Source organism: Sphingobium sp. CFD-2, assembly GCF_024611135.1.
GTDB lineage: Bacteria > Pseudomonadota > Alphaproteobacteria > Sphingomonadales > Sphingomonadaceae > Sphingobium > Sphingobium fuliginis.
On sequence record NZ_CP084406.1, the window covers coordinates 490,632 to 506,337 of the forward strand.

General features: G+C 66.0%; 14 protein-coding genes. 8 read left to right on the forward strand and 6 right to left on the reverse strand.

Going from position 1 to position 15,706, the window contains the following annotated elements:
* Nucleotides 1-306 precede the first annotated feature (306 nt).
* Together LDB29_RS22485 and LDB29_RS22490 are read left to right on the forward strand one after the other, a co-directional pair.
* A complete protein-coding gene (locus tag LDB29_RS22485; protein ID WP_257557965.1) occupies nucleotides 307-3,222 on the forward strand; it encodes a TonB-dependent receptor domain-containing protein in 2,916 nt (971 codons plus the stop codon).
* A 16-nt stretch (nucleotides 3,223-3,238) separates the two neighbouring features.
* Entirely contained in the window at nucleotides 3,239-4,279 is a 1,041-nt protein-coding gene (locus LDB29_RS22490; protein WP_082718727.1) for an ABC transporter substrate-binding protein, read from the forward strand.
* Nucleotides 4,280-4,303: 24 nt separating this feature from the next.
* Here LDB29_RS22490 and LDB29_RS22495 read toward each other — a convergent pair whose 3' ends face one another.
* The 5 genes from LDB29_RS22495 to LDB29_RS22515 form a co-directional block, all read right to left on the reverse strand.
* On the reverse strand, nucleotides 4,304-5,095 hold the full coding sequence (locus LDB29_RS22495; RefSeq protein ID WP_257557967.1) for an N-acyl homoserine lactonase family protein: 792 nt from the start codon (nucleotides 5,093-5,095) through the stop codon (nucleotides 4,304-4,306).
* A 31-nt stretch (nucleotides 5,096-5,126) separates the two neighbouring features.
* Nucleotides 5,127-6,008, reverse strand: coding sequence for an NAD(P)-dependent oxidoreductase (locus LDB29_RS22500; protein ID WP_257557968.1), 882 nt, complete (start codon nucleotides 6,006-6,008; stop codon nucleotides 5,127-5,129).
* 34 nt (nucleotides 6,009-6,042) lie between these two features.
* On the reverse strand, nucleotides 6,043-6,840 hold the full coding sequence (locus LDB29_RS22505) for an SDR family NAD(P)-dependent oxidoreductase (protein ID WP_257557969.1): 798 nt from the start codon (nucleotides 6,838-6,840) through the stop codon (nucleotides 6,043-6,045).
* Entirely contained in the window at nucleotides 6,833-8,179 is a 1,347-nt protein-coding gene (locus LDB29_RS22510) for an MmgE/PrpD family protein (RefSeq protein WP_257557970.1), read from the reverse strand. The genes LDB29_RS22505 and LDB29_RS22510 overlap by 8 nt, the downstream gene beginning before the upstream one ends.
* 222 nt (nucleotides 8,180-8,401) lie before the next feature.
* Nucleotides 8,402-8,947 carry a carboxymuconolactone decarboxylase family protein gene (locus LDB29_RS22515; RefSeq protein ID WP_257557971.1) on the reverse strand — a complete coding sequence of 182 codons (546 nt, stop codon included), beginning with the start codon at nucleotides 8,945-8,947 and terminating at the stop codon, nucleotides 8,402-8,404.
* 317 nt (nucleotides 8,948-9,264) lie between these two features.
* Between LDB29_RS22515 and LDB29_RS22520 the strand changes: the two genes are divergently transcribed.
* The 5 genes from LDB29_RS22520 to LDB29_RS22540 all read left to right on the forward strand — a co-directional run bounded on the left by LDB29_RS22520 (nucleotide 9,265) and on the right by LDB29_RS22540 (nucleotide 14,195).
* Nucleotides 9,265-10,041 carry an SDR family NAD(P)-dependent oxidoreductase gene (locus tag LDB29_RS22520; protein WP_257557972.1) on the forward strand — a complete coding sequence of 259 codons (777 nt, stop codon included), beginning with the start codon at nucleotides 9,265-9,267 and terminating at the stop codon, nucleotides 10,039-10,041.
* A 90-nt stretch (nucleotides 10,042-10,131) separates the two neighbouring features.
* On the forward strand, nucleotides 10,132-11,505 hold the full coding sequence (locus tag LDB29_RS22525) for an MFS transporter (RefSeq protein ID WP_257557973.1): 1,374 nt from the start codon (nucleotides 10,132-10,134) through the stop codon (nucleotides 11,503-11,505).
* Entirely contained in the window at nucleotides 11,505-12,458 is a 954-nt protein-coding gene (locus LDB29_RS22530; protein WP_257557974.1) for an alpha/beta hydrolase, read from the forward strand. The genes LDB29_RS22525 and LDB29_RS22530 overlap by 1 nt, the downstream gene beginning before the upstream one ends.
* Nucleotides 12,459-12,478: 20 nt before the next feature.
* Nucleotides 12,479-13,393, forward strand: a complete 915-nt coding sequence (locus tag LDB29_RS22535) for an amidohydrolase (RefSeq protein ID WP_257557975.1) — start codon at nucleotides 12,479-12,481, stop codon at nucleotides 13,391-13,393.
* The gene (locus tag LDB29_RS22540; RefSeq protein WP_257557976.1) at nucleotides 13,383-14,195 is read left to right on the forward strand and encodes an amidohydrolase; all 813 of its coding nucleotides are present in this window, start codon (nucleotides 13,383-13,385) and stop codon (nucleotides 14,193-14,195) included. The genes LDB29_RS22535 and LDB29_RS22540 overlap by 11 nt, the downstream gene beginning before the upstream one ends.
* Here LDB29_RS22540 and LDB29_RS22545 read toward each other — a convergent pair.
* On the reverse strand, nucleotides 14,183-14,638 hold the full coding sequence (locus LDB29_RS22545) for a PaaI family thioesterase (protein ID WP_025551176.1): 456 nt from the start codon (nucleotides 14,636-14,638) through the stop codon (nucleotides 14,183-14,185). The two genes, LDB29_RS22540 and LDB29_RS22545, sit on opposite strands and share 13 nt — an antisense overlap.
* An 82-nt stretch (nucleotides 14,639-14,720) precedes the next feature.
* Here LDB29_RS22545 and LDB29_RS22550 point away from each other — a divergent pair, with 82 nt between their 5' ends.
* Nucleotides 14,721-15,647: a 3-keto-5-aminohexanoate cleavage protein gene (locus LDB29_RS22550; RefSeq protein ID WP_061938208.1), complete on the forward strand. Its 927-nt coding sequence runs from the start codon at nucleotides 14,721-14,723 to the stop codon at nucleotides 15,645-15,647.
* Nucleotides 15,648-15,706: the final 59 nt, after the last annotated feature.

The following is a 15,706-nucleotide window of genomic DNA, read 5'->3' on the forward strand; positions in this document are numbered from 1 at the left end:
AGCTCCTGTTCTTATATGTCCTCTGTCGGGACATGCGCGCTTTTCCGGGGCGAGCATCTCTCGGCATGAGGGAGCGCCTCATGGCCAATGGCGGCATCCTACACCCGGAACACGGCACCCGCCAGCCCTTTGATGCCCCGCGCGGCTTCGCCTGTCGCGCCACTGCTGGATGATGCGCCTCCGGCATGTTTCTCAGTTATTGTGAATGTTATTTCGTTCAGCGATTTTTCGACGGTCCGCTTCTACGATCCGCTTCTGCGAATAGAACGACAGACCTGCGTCACGCGGGCAATCGGGAGGGATGACATGCGCGTTGCGTCGACCAGACTTGCCCTGCTTTCAGGTATCGCCTTCGCCGCCATGGCTCCGCCGGGTCCATCCTTCGCGCAGCAGCAGGGTGCGGCAGCCCCGGCGGATGGCGCTTCGGAACCGCCGGACGCCGCCCCGGCCGGCTCCCCGATCCCGGCCCCATCCTCGCCTCCCGCGCCGTCCGATCCACCGGTGGAGGCCGACATCGTCGTTTCCGGTTCGCGCATCGTGCGGGACGGTTTCAACGCCCCCACGCCCATTTCCGTGATCGGTGCGGAGCAGGTGCAGAACCGCGCCGCGATCAGCATCGGCTCGGTGCTGCAGGAGGCGCCCGCCTTCCGCCCCAGCCAGAACCCGTCGGCGGCGCGCACCTTCACCAATAGCGGCTATTATGCCGACCTGCGCGGGCTGGATGCCAACCGCACCCTCGTCCTGGTCGACGGCCATCGCTTCGTGCCGACGTCCAATGTCGGCACCGTCGACCTCAGCCTCATCCCCACCTTCCTGGTCGAACGCGCCGAGGTGGTGACCGGCGGCGCGTCCGCCGCATGGGGCTCCGACGCCGTGGCCGGCGTCGTCAACATCATCCTCGACCACAAGCTGACCGGGCTTCGCGGCGAAGCGCAGGCCGGCATCTCGGAGGAAGGCGACGGCTATAACATGAAGGTCGCTCTCGGCGGCGGGACAAGCTTTGCCGACGGCGCGGGCCATATCATCCTGGGCGCGGAATATTCCTATGACGAGGGGGTGGGCGACAATTACACGCGCGACTGGGGGCGGGAGGAATGGTGGTTCGTCACCAATCCCAATTTCGCCACCAACGGCCAGCCCGCGCGCATCTGGACGAAGAATGTCCACTACGCCTCCCAGACGCCCGGCGGCCTGATCGCCACCGGACCGTTGCGCGGCACCGCCTTCGCGCCGGACGGCACCCCCTTCCAGTTCAACTTCGGGGAAGTATGGGGCGACGACCAGATCGGCGGCGACGGGTACGGCATCGGTTCCTGGACCGGCGTCAACATCAGGCAGCCGCATGAGCGCGTCGTCGCCATGGGCCGGGTCAGCTTCGAAAGCGGCGACACCAGCTTCTTCGCGGAGGGCAACTACGCCCATGTCGACTGGACCGTGCCCAGCATCGGCACGCGCAATTTCGGCACCCAGTCGCCCAGCACCAGCGCCTTTTCCCCCATCGTCGTCAGCGCCGACAATCCCTTCATCCCGGCGGCGACGCGGGCGGCGATCGACAATTACAATGCGGCGCGGCCGGCCGGCGCGCCGGCGCTCACCAGCTTCCAGCTCGGCCGGTTCGGGACCGAGAATTTCCAGCAGATCGTCAGCAAGGCGAATGAGACCGCCCGCGGCCTGATCGGCGCCGAAGGCTCCTTCGGCGGCATCAAATGGGACGTCTATGCGCAATATGGCCAGAACCGGTTCATCCGCGGCGTCATCGGCCAGCGGATCGAGGCGAACTGGCGCCGCGCCATCGATGTGGTGAACGTGACGCAGAACGGCGTTTCCATCCCCGTCTGCCGCGACCTGCTCAGCCCCAACGCCGCCATCCGCAACGCGGCGGCGGGCTGCGTGCCCTATAATATCTTCGGCACCGGCACGGCCAGCGACGCGGCCAAGGCCTATGTGACCGGCCTCTCGCTCCAGCATCAGAAGACGACCCAGACAGTCGTCGCCGGCAATCTCCAGGCGGAACCCTTCTCGACCTGGGCGGGGCCCGTGTCCATCGCGACCGGCATCGAATATCGCCGGGAGACATTGCTCTCCATCCCCAGCCCGCTGGAGGCGGCCCGCGCCTTTTCCAGCGCCAACTCCGCCTTCGTGGACGGATCGTTCGACGTGAAGGAAGGCTATGTGGAGCTGCTCGTTCCGCTGGCGGCGGACAGGCCATTCTTCCGCCATCTGGATGTCAACGCCGCCGCCCGCTACGCCGATTATAGCGGCGCGGGCAGCGTGTGGACCTGGAAGGCGGGCGTGAACTGGTCGATCACCGATGAATTCCGCGTCCGCGCCACCCGCTCGCGCGATGTCCGCGCCCCCAATCTCACCGAAATGTTCACGCCGGAAAGGAATCAGAACGCGCGCATCATCGACCCGGTCACCAATACGGCCTATACGGTGCGCACCTTCTCCGTCGGCAACAGGAACCTGGAACCCGAAGTCGCCAATTCGCTGACGGCGGGGTTCGTCTATCAGCCGCAATGGGCATCGGGCCTGCAATTGTCGGTCGACTATTATGACATCGACATAGACGGCGTCATCAACACCTCCGTCGCGCAGGTCGTCCTCGACTCCTGCGTCGCGGGCGACGCCAGCCGCTGCGCCTTCATCACCCGCCCCGTCGCCAACGGTCCGATCACGGAGATGGTGACGCCCTATCTGAACCTCAATCGGTTCCAGACCAGCGGCGTCGACATCGAACTGTCCTATCGCATGCCGCTCGGCGCGGGCAATCTCAGCACGCGGCTGCTCGCCACCTATGTCTGGGACTACAGGCTGACGGACACGACCGGGGCCATCGACCGTTCCGGGCAGAATGGAACGCCCGTCAATGGCGGCACGGTCGGCATGGTGGACCTGACGATGAACGCGACCATCGCCTATGACACCGACGATTTCGGCGTGAACCTCCAGGCGCGCTACATCAACGACGGCAAGATCGACACCGCCGCCGTGCCGGGGACGGCGACCAGCCTCAACATCAACAGGATTCCCAGCCGCATCTACTTCAATCTGGGCGGAAAGCTTGTCCTGACCCGCAGCGAGGATAATGACAAGAAGGTGGAACTGTTCGGGACGATCGACAATCTGCTCGACACCGATCCGCCATTCCCTTCCTTCGACGGGACCTATTATGACCTGGTGGGCCGTGCCTATCGGCTCGGCGTGCGCTTCCGCTACTGACGCCCATGGGGGGAGAATGACGATGCGCGGCAACAAGGCGGCTCTGGCCGCAGCCATGGCGGCCCTGGCGTTTGGCGGATGCGCCGCCGCACCGTCGGCGGCGGTCAATGCCCCAACGGCTCCGGCCGAACCGCTTTCCGTCTTCGGCCATCGATCCGTGCTGGAGTTCGGGCCGGCTTTGCTGGCGGCGAAGAATGCGCCGCCCGGAACCGTCGTCACCGCCAGCGGCGGGGTACCCAACCTCTGGGCGGCGCCCGACCCCGCGCTCGCCGCTTCGGTCGGCGGGCATGCGGAGGGCGCGCCGCCGCCGCCCAATCCCGGCATGGCCGATCTCGCCGGCAATGCCGAAACGCAGACGCTGCGCATGTCGCTGAAGCATCCCGACGTCCGCATCGTCGTCACCACGACGGAAGGCCTGTACCGCATCGTCGCCCGGCGCTCCTCCGGCATCGCCTCCGTCGCGGACCTGAAGGGAAAGCGGATCGCGGTGTTCGTCAACACCTCCGCCGCCTTCTACCTCCACAGGCTGCTGAAGGGCGCGGGGCTGGGCGAGGCGGACGTCACCATCGTTCCCCTGACCGCCAGGGCCGGCGCGGACGCGGTGATCAAGGGCGATGTCGACGCGCTGTCGACCTGGGAACCCGAAGCGGAACGCGCGGCTCTCGCGCTGGGGGACAATGGCCTCAGCATCCAGCCCAAGGGCGCCTATCGCGAAATATACAGCCTGAACGCCAGGGCCGGGACGCTCCGCGATCCGGCGAAGCGGAAACAGGTCGTCGCCTTCCTGCGCGAACTGCTGGCCGGCTGCCGCAAGGCGGAGGAAGATCCCGGCGAAATGCAGGCGATGCTGGCGGAACGGACCGGTCAGAATCTCGAACTCATTCGCCAGTCATGGCATCATCACCGCTTTCCCTGCGCGCTTCCCGACGACCTGCTGGACGTGATGGTGGAGGAGGAGCAGTGGCTCGCGAAGATCGACGGCCGCCCGCCGCGCGACCGCGCAACGCTTTCCCGGCTGATCGACCCCAGCCTGTTGCGGGAGGCGCGGGCGCGCTGAGCGGCAGCGCCCCGCGTTCCGCCTTCAGGACGCCGGTTCGGCGTCCAGCCGGACCACCCCCGCCACGCCGTCGCGCGCCCGGGGATAGCGGCTCAGCACCTGCGGATCATGGCCGGGAATGATGTGGTTTTCCGAACTCGCCAGTTCCCGCATCCTGTCGAAGCCGAACAGCATGTCGGTCATGCTGTCGAAGGAGGGGAAGGGCCGCGCCTGCTCGAAATTGGCGTAGAGATGCGCGGCGTCGGAACCGAGCACCACCCAGCCGCGCCGGGTCTTCACCCGCACCACCTGCAATCCGCGCGTATGCCCGCCGACCCGGTGCAGGGTCAGGCCCGGCGCCAGTTCGCTGTCGCCATCGTGGAATTGCAGGCGGCCGTCGAACAGCCGCCCGATCATCGCCTGGACGTCGCCGGGCTCATAGGCGTGGCGCAACGGCTCGTGGCACATGCAGCGGCCGGTGCAATAGGCCATTTCCGCATCCTGCACATGGTACCGCGCCTGCGGGAACATCGCATGATTGCCCGCATGATCGAAATGCATGTGGGAAATGATGACGTCGCTGACCGCGGCGGCGTCGATGCCGATGGTCTTCAGCCCTTCGTTCACGGGCCGCACCAACTGCCGGTTGCGCTTGATCCCCATGGCCGCGTCGAAACCGGTGTCGAGTATATAGGTGCCGTGGTCGCCCACGATCGCCCAGACGAAATAGTCGAGCGGCATCGGCCGGTCGTGTGGATCGCCGCCGACGAAATTGGCCGATGCGGTGCGATCGTGATGGCCGTACTGGACGGCATAGACCTGATAGCAATCCTCCAACGACTTCCCTCCCAAATCTCGCGTCAGGCGTTCAGCCGATCTCGACGCCGGCCCATTGCTCCACGACCCGCGCCATCATCGTGAAGTCGGCATCCGCGCCGAACTGCGCCGCCGTGATGTCCAGCATCGTCTTGGCCAGATTGCCCAGCATCATGGGTACGCCCAATGCCTGCGCTTCGTCCAGGCAAAGCCGGACGTCCTTCAGCGACAGGCCGGTCGCGAAGCCGAAGTCGAATGTGCGCGGGACGACGGCGCGGGGAAACTTGTCCCGGGTGGCGCTGTTCTGCCCGCTCGATATGTTGAGCACGTCCAGCATCACATGCGGGTCCAGCCCCGCCTTGACCCCCATCGCCATCCCCTCCGACGTCGCGGCCAGCGCCACCACCGACATGATGTTGTTGATGAGCTTCATCGTCTGCGCCTGACCGGGCTGCATGCCGACCGGGATCACCTTGCCGAAATGGGAAAGCAGGGGCGCGACCTCCTCCTGCACGGCTGCCGGCGCGGCCAGCATCAGCGTCAGCTTGCCCGCCAGCGCCCCGGCGCGCCCGCCGCTGACCGGCGCGTCGGCGAACGACCTGCCATGCTGCGCCAGCAGGCCCGCCGCCTCGGCAGAGGCGCGCGAACCGATGGTCGACAGGTCGACCACGATCCCGACCCTCGTCCCCGCCAGCTCTGCCGCCACTTGCCGGACGATCTGGGGGGAAGGAAGGCTGGTGAACACCATGTCGGCCCGGTTGCCGACCTCCTCCACGCTGTCGCCGGCCAGGCCGCCCGCCGCCGCGAAAGCCGCCCGCGCCGAAGGATTGACGTCATAGGCGATCACCGCATGGCCGTTTTCCAGCAGCCGGGGCGCCATGGCGCTTCCCATGCTGCCAAGGCCGATAAATCCCACATTCCGGCTCTGCGTCATCGACTGCTCCTCAAACATCGCCCTGCCGCTGGCATCAGCGGGCCATCCATCCGCCCTCGATCGGCAATATGGCCCCATTCATATCCGTTCCGGCGGGGCCGCACAGCAGCAGCAGCACCTCCGCGACGCTGTCGACATCGACGAACCGGCCGCTGGGCTGCTTCCCGTCCAGAAAGCGCGTCTCCGCCTCCGGCCGCGTCAGCCCTTCCTCGATCATCATCCGCTCCAGCCGGTCGGACCAGAGGGGCGTCAGCACCGACCCGGGCATCAATGCATGGCAGGTGATCGGACTGCCCGCCGTCTCCAGCGCGGTGGCGCGCGTCAGTCCCTGGATCGCGGTCTTGGTCGTCACATAGTCCACCCGGTTGACGGTGCCCCGATAGCCATAGACCGACGTCATGTTGAACACCCGTCCATATTGCGCCTCCCTCATCTTCGGCAGGACCATCTGCGTCGCAAGGAAGGCGGCGGTCACGTTGACGGCCAGCGCCTCGGTCCATTTGTCGATGGGGAAATCCTCTATCCGCGCGAAATGCCGGACGACGGCGTTGTTGATCAGGATATGGACGGGACCCAGCGTCCGCTCGGTTTGGTCGACAAGGTCCCGCACGGCCGACGCCTGGCGCAGGTCGGCGCGGCAATAGACGGCGCGCACGCCATAATCCCGCTCGATCGCCTCGCCCAGACAGGCGGCTTCCTCCGGATCTTCCAGCCCGTGCAGCATGACGTTCGCGCCGGCCGACGCCAGCTTGCGCGCCATGGCCTGGCCCAGTCCCCCGACCGATCCCGTGACCAGCGCATTGCGGCCGGCGAGTCTTCCCGCGTCATTCATGGTCCGTCACCGTCAGTTCGGTAAAGCGCGACACGTCTTCGCACCGGTCCAGCGCCAGTGCGGCGTCGACAAGGCGCCGGGCCTGCGCTGCGGTCAGCGTTCCCGCCACATTCTCGTTGAACTTCGCCACGATCTCATCGGTGGTCATCGGATTTTCCGACGATCCGCGATTATGTTCCTCGATCTCCTCAAGGACGGTGCCGTCGGTCAGTTCCACGGAAATCACCCCCTTGAACTGCTCCGGGCCGGGGAGGGACCTGTCGACCCGATATTCGACCCGCCGCGCCAGGGAGAGAATGGCCTCGTCGCGCAGATATTCCGGCTGATAGGCGTCCTTCCCCAGCCTGCCCCGCACCAGCGCCTCCGCCAGCGTATATTGCAGGCTGACCCGCCCGTGCGAATCGGTCAGCGGATGCAGCTTCTCGCCCTGCGGCTCGCACACGATGCCGACGATATAGGGCGCGACATCGCACCTTATGGCGCGGATGCGCTCTGCCGACAGGCCGTGACGCTCGCGCAGCCGCAGCAGCGCGCTGACATAGGGATGGATGACATGGGCGGCGGGAAAGGGCTTGAAGGAGGCGTTCCGGCTTTCCCATTCCTCGCCCAACGCATCGGTCAGCCGGCGCCAGTCGGGCGTCACGGCGTCGTCCTGAAGATGCGACGCATAGAGGCCGAAGCGCCCCTCCAGCACCTCGGCGGGACCGGTGACGCCGGCCTCAGCCAGTGTCGCCGCGGCGATCCCGCTCTGCGCGGCCCAGCCGGGGTGCAGGAATTTGGACTGGGTGCCGTCCACCCAGCATTGGATCAGCCCGGCGGCGAAGCTGCCGGCGATCCCGGCGGCGCGGATCATCGCATCCTCCTCCAGCGCCAGCATCTTTCCCGTAAGCCAGCTCACGCCGAACGGCGCGAACAGTCCGGAGGGGTGGAATCCCCGTTTGTGGAACTGGCCCGGCGCCAGGCTGCCGACGCGGCAACTGATCTCGTTGCCGATGGCTATGGCCAGGATCGCGTCGCGCCCGCCGCAGCGCAGGCGGTCGCCCAGCGCCAGCGCCGCCGCGACGGCGGGGCTGCTCATGTGCACGATCGATTCATTATGGGTGTCGTCATATTCCAGCGCCTGCGACAGCGCGCCGTTGGCGAAGGCCGCGCCCGACACGCTCGACCGCGCCGTCCCGCCCCAGATGCGGGCCTCCGTTCCGGGATGCAGACCGGCGGTGGCGCGGCGCACCGACATGCCGAACGGGCGCTGGCTGCCCGCGATGGAAAGCCCCACCACGTCGATGACGCGCAGCATGGTCGCGGTCACAACATCGTCGGGCAGATCATCGAACCGCATTTGCCTAACCCAGGCCGACAGTTTTTGCGAAGCGGCTATCACCCCTCGGACCCCTCCAGATCGTTATTGAAGATACCGGTATCACGATTGGGATACGCCGCGAACCCGCATGGCACAAGTCCCAATTTTCCTGGGCGGCAGGTTCGGCCCGGTTTTCGGTCGTGCGGGGCCGGGCGCGCAACGGCCCTCCGCGCTACGCCTGTCCCGCGCTCCAGGGCATTCTCAGCGTCGCAGATTCCAGTTGGTCACGGCTTCATCGTCGATCTCCGCACCGCTGACGGCCGCCACTCTCGCGAGCATCATATAGGTGCAGGTGATGAAGAGGATCTCGAACAGGGTGGGCAGGCCGAAATATTCCTGCATGGCCGCCAGACTCCTGTCCGAAGGGGCAACGTCCGACACCAGCTCGCTGACGAAATCGCACAGGCATTGCTCCTCCGCCGCGAAGACGCTGAAGTCGCCGCTTTCCAGCCCCTGCCTCTCCCGCTCCGTCAGGCCCAGCGCGGCGGCAATGCTTTCATGATGATAGATCTCATAGTCGGAACGCGACAGATAGGCGACGCGCAGGATGATCAGTTCGCGCTGGCGTGGCGTGATGCTGATGTCGAAGATGGCGGCGCGGCCCAGTGCGCGCTGCGGCGCCCAGAAGGGGTCGGGAGCATGCATGGCCATGCGCGATATGTTCAGCACGCGACCGAACGCCCCGGACAGCACTTCGCGCTTCGTTTCCGACAGGCCGGCGGGGTCTGGATAAGGAATGCGTGTCACGAAATCTCCTGTTTCCGGGTCCTGCCGGCGCTTGCGGACAGGGCAGCCAAGAACGGCACGGCATTTAGCGGATTTCCCGCAATTCCAGCACATCGGGAAAGCATTGGCTATCCAATAACATTATGCTGAAGCGACGGCATATGGCATTCTTCGCGAACTTTGGCCCTAGCTAAACCGAACCATCCTATGGTACCGGTATCTCATAAAGATTCAATGAGGATGGTGAAAAGGATCGGGAGCGGCCGCCTTCCCAATGGCTGCGCAACGCCTTTCCAGCGCCGCTTCAAGCGCCAATCATGATCGAGAAGGGTGTTTCCATGTCCGACAATCTCTTTACGCTGCGGGGGCGCAAGGCATTGGTCGTGGGATGCGACAGCGGCATAGGATTGGCCTGCGCCCGCGCCATCGCGGCAGCCGGTGCCAGCCTGGTCATGTCCGGGCTGGAAAAGGAGAGGGGGGAGGCATTGGCCCGTGAAATCGCGTCGGACAGCGGGCAATCCGTTCATTATCGCGCCGTGGACGTCCGCGATGAGGCAAGCGTCGAAGCCCTGGTGGCAGCCGCGACCGGGATCATGGATGGCCTGGACATCGCGATGAACAACGCCGGCATCCCCGGCCCGGCGGCGGCCATTCAGGATCTGGCGGCGCGCGATTTCGACAATCTGTTCGCGATCAACGTGCGCGGCGCCTGGCTGAGCATGAAATATGAGATTCCGGCTATGCTGGCGGCGGGGCAGGGGGGCTCCATCATCAACCTCGCCTCGACCGCCGCGCTCTCCGGCCTCGCCTATGTCGGCGCCTATTCCGCCAGCAAACATGCCGTCGCAGGGTTGACCAGGTCCGCCGCCATAGAGCTTGCCCCCCACAATATCCGGGTGAACGCGATCGCGCCCGGGCCGGTCCAGACCGACCTGCTGCACAATATGCGCGCCGGCCGCAGCCAGGTGAGCGACGTGCGGCCCGCATCCGTGCCGATGGGCCGCGTCGCGCAGCCGGAGGAGATGGCCGGCACGGTGGTCTGGCTGGCTTCGCAGGCGGCATCCTTCGTCACCGGATCGATCATATCCGTCGACGGAGGCGTGATCGCCGCCTGAACGACCATGAATTCACGATAGCAAAGACCATAAGCGCCCCGGAAAGGGCGAATAAGCGGAGGTGACGGAGATGGCGCCGGAGGCAATCAGATGAGCGGTGGAGCCCCGATCGATGCGGTGCGCACGGGTTCCGGCCCGGAAGCGGCGGTGGGCGCAGCGCTCGACAGCATCACCTCCGCCCGGCTGCGGATCGTCCCGCCGCTGCTGCTGGGCTTCGTCATGCTGTTCGATTCCTGGGACAGCATCGCCATCGCCTATGTCATGCCCTCGCTCACCCGCGAATGGGGCCTGACGCCGGTCGCCGCGGGCAGCCTGATCTCGGCCGGCTATGCCGGGCAGTTCGTCGGGGCGATCCTGCTGGGGTCGCTGGCCGAACGCTTCGGCCGTATGCCGGTATTCCTGGTCTCCGTCGTCTGGATGGGATTGCTGGCGATCTTCTGCGCGCTGACGCCGGGCTATGGCACGCTGTTCGCCCTGCGCATCGTCCAGGGCGTGGCGATCGGCGGCGCGCTGCCGGTGTCGATCACCTATATCAACGAAATCGCGCCCTCCGCCACGCGCGGCCGCTATTTCGGCATATTCCAGTTCATCACCATGGCCGGCTATGCCGCCGCATCCTTTTCCAGCACGGTGGTCATCCCTCATCTCGGATGGCGTTGGCTGTTCGCCTTCGGGGCGATTCCCCTGCTGATCCTGCCGGTGGTGATGCTGCTGCTCCCGGAATCGCCGCGCTGGCTGGTGCGCAGCGGCCGGGCGGACGACGCGGCGAAGGCGCTGCGCAAGTTCGGCTATGCCGCCGCCGATCCACGGGCGCTCCGTTCGTCCGAACCGTCCGCCGGGCCAGCGCCCCGCCTGCCCGCGACCATATTGTTCGCGCCCGAATTCCGCCGTCGCACGACCGTCGTCATGCTGCTCTGGTTCTTCACCTCCTTCGCCAGTTTCGGGCTGACGACCTGGCTGCCGTCCATCTATGTGTCGGTCTTCCATATCCCGGTGGCGACGGCGTTGCGCTATTCCGCGACGGCCAGCCTGCTGTTCCTGGTCCTCGCGCCGACCATCGCGCTGGTGATCGACAGCGTGGGCCGCCGTCCGCTGGCGATCGGCGGATCGCTGATCGCGACCGTCGCGCTGCTGACGCTGGGCTTCACCCTGCCGAAGGACGTGGCGATCCTGGTGCCGCTGGTGATCGCGGGTCAGCTCTCGATCTTCACCGGCTCCATCGTCCTCTGGCCCTATACGGCGGAAACCTATCCCACCCATGTCCGCGCCGTCGCGCTGGGGCTCAGCAGTTCGCTGGCGCGCGGCGCATCCACCCTGACGCCGGTCGTGGTGGGCGCGATCCTGGCCAGCGGCGCGTCGGTCGCCATCGTCTTCGGCATATTCGGCCTCTGCGCCGCCGGGGCGCTGATCCTGTGGGTCACGGCCACGCGGGAAACCGCCCGGATGCGGCTGGACGCGATCTGATGGCGGCCGCCCTGCAAGCCGGGCTGGACCCCGACGCCCGCGCCGTGCTCGACCTCATGGAGGCGAGCGGCCGGCCGCCGCTCCATCTTCTGAGCGTCGAAGGGGCGCGGGCGGCGATCCGCACGTCGCTGGAAACGCTGGGAAAGCCGCCGCCGCCCGTCCGGGAGGCGGATCTTTGGGCGGACGGGCCGCGCGGCCCCGTTCCCCTCAGGCTCTACCGGCCCATGCAAGTGCCGGACGATGCGCCTCTGCCCGCCATGCTCTATTTTCACGGCGGCGGCTGGATGACCGGCGACCTCGCCTATGGCGCATGGTTCTGCGCCTCGCTGGCGGAGCGGGCCGGGATCGCCATGCTGTCAGTGGACTACCGGCTGGCTCCGGAACATCCCTTTCCCGCGGGGCTGGACGATTGCATGGCCGCGCTCCGCCATGCCCGTCGCGATGCTGCGGCGCTGGGCATCGACGCAGGACGGATCGCCGTCGGGGGCGACTCGGCGGGCGGCAATCTCGCTGCCGCCTGCGCGCTATGGGCACGCGATGAAGGCCTGCCGCTCAGCGCGCAGATATTGATCTACCCCGTCACCGATCTGGTGGAGGAGCATGAGTCCTACCGCCGCAATGCCGATGGTTTCGGCCTGACCGCGGACATGATGCGGTGGTTCCGTACGGCCTATCGCAACGGAGCGGACCCCGCCGATTGGCGCATGTCGCCGCTGCGCGCGCCCCGGCTGGAGGGTGTCGCGCCGGCATGGGTGCTGACCTGCGGTTTCGATCCCCTGTGCGGCGAGGGCGACGCCTATGCGGATCGGCTGGCGGCGGCCGGCGTGCCGGTGAAGCATATCCGCCATGCCGACCAGATCCACGGCTTTTTGATGTGGCCGAAAATGATGCGCGCATCCGACCGGGCCTTGTCCGGCATGGCGCGGGAATTGCGCGCCAGGCTGTTCGCCTGAGCCAGCAGGAGAGCTTGAATATGGCAGAAGACCCGATTTTCGACACCCATGCGCATCTGATCGCGGATGACAATGTCGCCTATCCGCCGTCGCCCATGCGCGGCACGACCCATGTCACGCAGATGAACTACACGGCCACCGCCGAATGGCTGATCGACCGGATGGACCGCAATGGCGTCGGCAAGGCATGCATTGTCCAGCGCGGCCATGTCTATGGTTATGACAACAGCTATATCATCGATTCGGGCAGGAAATATTCCGACCGTTTCGTGCCGGTGGTGATATTGGACGCGCAGGACCCCGAAACGCCCGCCAAATACCGGGACATGGTGTTGAACCACCGCGTGCGCGGCCTGCGCTTCGCCCAGACGCATTTCGAATTCTTCGATACCGCCTGGATGAATTCGCCCAATGCCATGGAATGCTGGCGGACGGCGGCCGAACTGGGAACGCCGGTGGCGATCATCTTCTTCCGCAGGCATTTGTCCTGGGGGCTGCCGGCCCTGAAGTTCATCGCGGAATATCTGCCGTCGCTGAAGATCATCGTCGATCATATCGGCACGCCGCACACCCTCTCCAACCCGGAAAAGGCGCGCTATGTAGCGGCGGGTCTGGACAGCAGCATGCCGCCGCCGCCGGATTTCGGCATTGCCGATACCATCTCGATCTTCGAAGGGCTGCCCAATATCAGCTTCAAGTTCACGGAGATCAACATGGAGCGGCTGGCCGACCAGAAGGCGGAACCGGCCGCGTTTATCCGGCGGCTGGCGGATGTCTTCGGCGCGGACCGGCTGATGTGGGGCTCCGATCTGGGCCAGAGCGAATGGCCCTATGAGGAAAAGGCGGCGGCGGCGCGAAGGGCGGCGGCCGAACTCGGTCCCGACGAACGCCGCGCTTTCCTCTATGAAACGGCGGAGAGGCTCTATGAGCGCTGAGGTCCAGATGAGCGCCGAGGTCCAGGTCGACACGCACGCCCATATCTGGGGGCCCGCCATGCCCTTCTGGAGCAGGGCGTGGAAAAGGCCCGACTATGCCTATACGGTGGAAACCTATCTCGACACGCTGGACGCCAGCGGCGTTGATTTCGCGGTGATCGCGGCGGCCAGCCTGTTCGGAACCTATAATGACTATGTCATCCGCGCCCTGCGGCAGCACAGGCGCCTGCGCGGAACCGTGATCGTCGATCCGGAAATCGGGATGTACGATCTGGAGGGCATGCGCCGCGACGGAGTGGTGGGGGTGCGTTTGCAGCTTTTCCACACCGACCTGCCGGATTTCGCTGCCGACGGCTATAATCGCCTGTTCCACCGGCTGCGCGACATGGACATGCACGTCCATGTGAATGTCGAGGCGCACCGTCTGCCATCGGTGCTGGACGGCCTCAGGCCCAGCGGGGTCAAGGTGGTGATCGACCATTTCGGCTGGCCGGATGCGGAAAAGGGGCTGGACTGCCCCGGCTTCCAGGCGGCGGTCCGGGCCTGTCAGGACGGCATGGCCTGGGTGAAGCTGTCCGGCGGCTTCCGCCGGCCCGATCAGGACATAGCCCGCATGTTCGCGCAGGCCTATGTCGAGCGGGTCGGGACGGAACGGCTGTTCTGGGGCAGCGACGCGCCCTTCGTGGGGGCGGAAGGGACGGTGACGCATCGGCAGACGCTGGACCAGCTTGGCTATTGGCTGCCCGACGCGGCGGTGCGCGCCGCGATCCATCGCAGCGCCCATGATTTCTACTTCGCCTGACCGGAGCGGGTGGAGGGAAGCTTGAAGACGCCGCTGCCGCGCGCGACAGCACCATCGGGCCCCAGCAGCACGCCGTCGCAGAAGGCGAGGGACCGGGTCGCGCGCAGCAGGCGGACGCGGGATTCCAGCCAGTCGCCCGGTTGCGCGCCCCGCATGAAGTCGACGGACAGCGATATGGTCGGCGCGTGGGAAACGGCGCAGCCCGCCTGCGCGTTCTGGCCCAGGCAGACGTCGAGAATGGATGACAGCCAGCCGCCATGGGCGAAACCGGAATAGCTGCAATTATGCGGCGCGACCCGGAAACCCAGCCGGACGGCTTCCTCTGCCGCCGGTTCGAAGGGGTCCGCGATATAGAAGGGACCGTTCAGATGCTGGAAGGGATCGACGTCGGCGCCTTCCTTGACGCGCCAGCCGGGCGGGGCGGATTGTTCGATAGGGCTCATGGGGTCTCCATTGTCGCTTGCCGCGGGCGTGAGATACCGGTACCAATTTCTCTAGGGACAGGATGATGGAAAGGCAAATGATATGAAGAAGGGAAAGGTCATCATAAGCTGCGCGCTGACAGGGAGCATGCATACGCCGACCATGTCGCCGTTCCTGCCCGTCGCGCCGGAAAAGATCGCCGAGGAGGGCATCGCGGCCCACCGGGCGGGCGCGGCGATATTGCACCTGCACGCTCGCGATCCCGAAAATGGCCGTCCGACGCCGTCCGCCGAGGTTTTCATGCAGTTCCTGCCGCAACTTCACGCGGAAACCGACGCGGTGATCAACATCAGCACCGGCGGCGGACCGGGCATGACGTTGGAGGAAAGGCTGCGCGCGGCGGTTCAGGTCAGTCCCGAACTCTGTTCGCTCAACATGGGCTGCATGAACATCAACCTGTCGGAACTGGCGAGCCGCCACGACTTCAAATATGACTGGGAAAAGCCCTTTCTGGAGGCGACGGAAGATCTGGTCGCCAAGAACACCTTCCGCGACATACGCCACATCATCGAGACATTGGGTCCGGGCGGCACCCGGTTCGAGATGGAATGCTACGAGATCGGCCATCTCCACAATATCGCCTTCTTCGCGGACAAGGGGCTGCTGAAGCCGCCTTTCCTGATCCAGTCGGTGCTGGGCGTGACCGGCGGCATGAGCGCCGACGCCGACAGCGTCTATTTCATGCGCCAGACCGCCGACCGGCTGTTCGGCGGCGATTATATCTGGTCGCTGTTCGGCGCTGGACGGCACCAGATGGGCGTGTGCACCATGGGCGCGCTGATGGGATCGAGCGTTCGCGTGGGACTGGAGGACAGCCTGTTCATCTCCCGGGGGCAACTGGCGAACAGCAATGCCGACCAGGTGCTCAAGATCCGCCGGATATTGGACGAGCTGGGCCTGGAAGTCGCAACTGCGGAGGAGGCGCGCCAGATGCTGGGGCTGAAGGGCCGGGCCAATATCAACCTCTGATCCGCCATTCGCCCTGATCTGCGGGTAATGGCCCAAGAAGCGTCATGCTGAACCTGTTT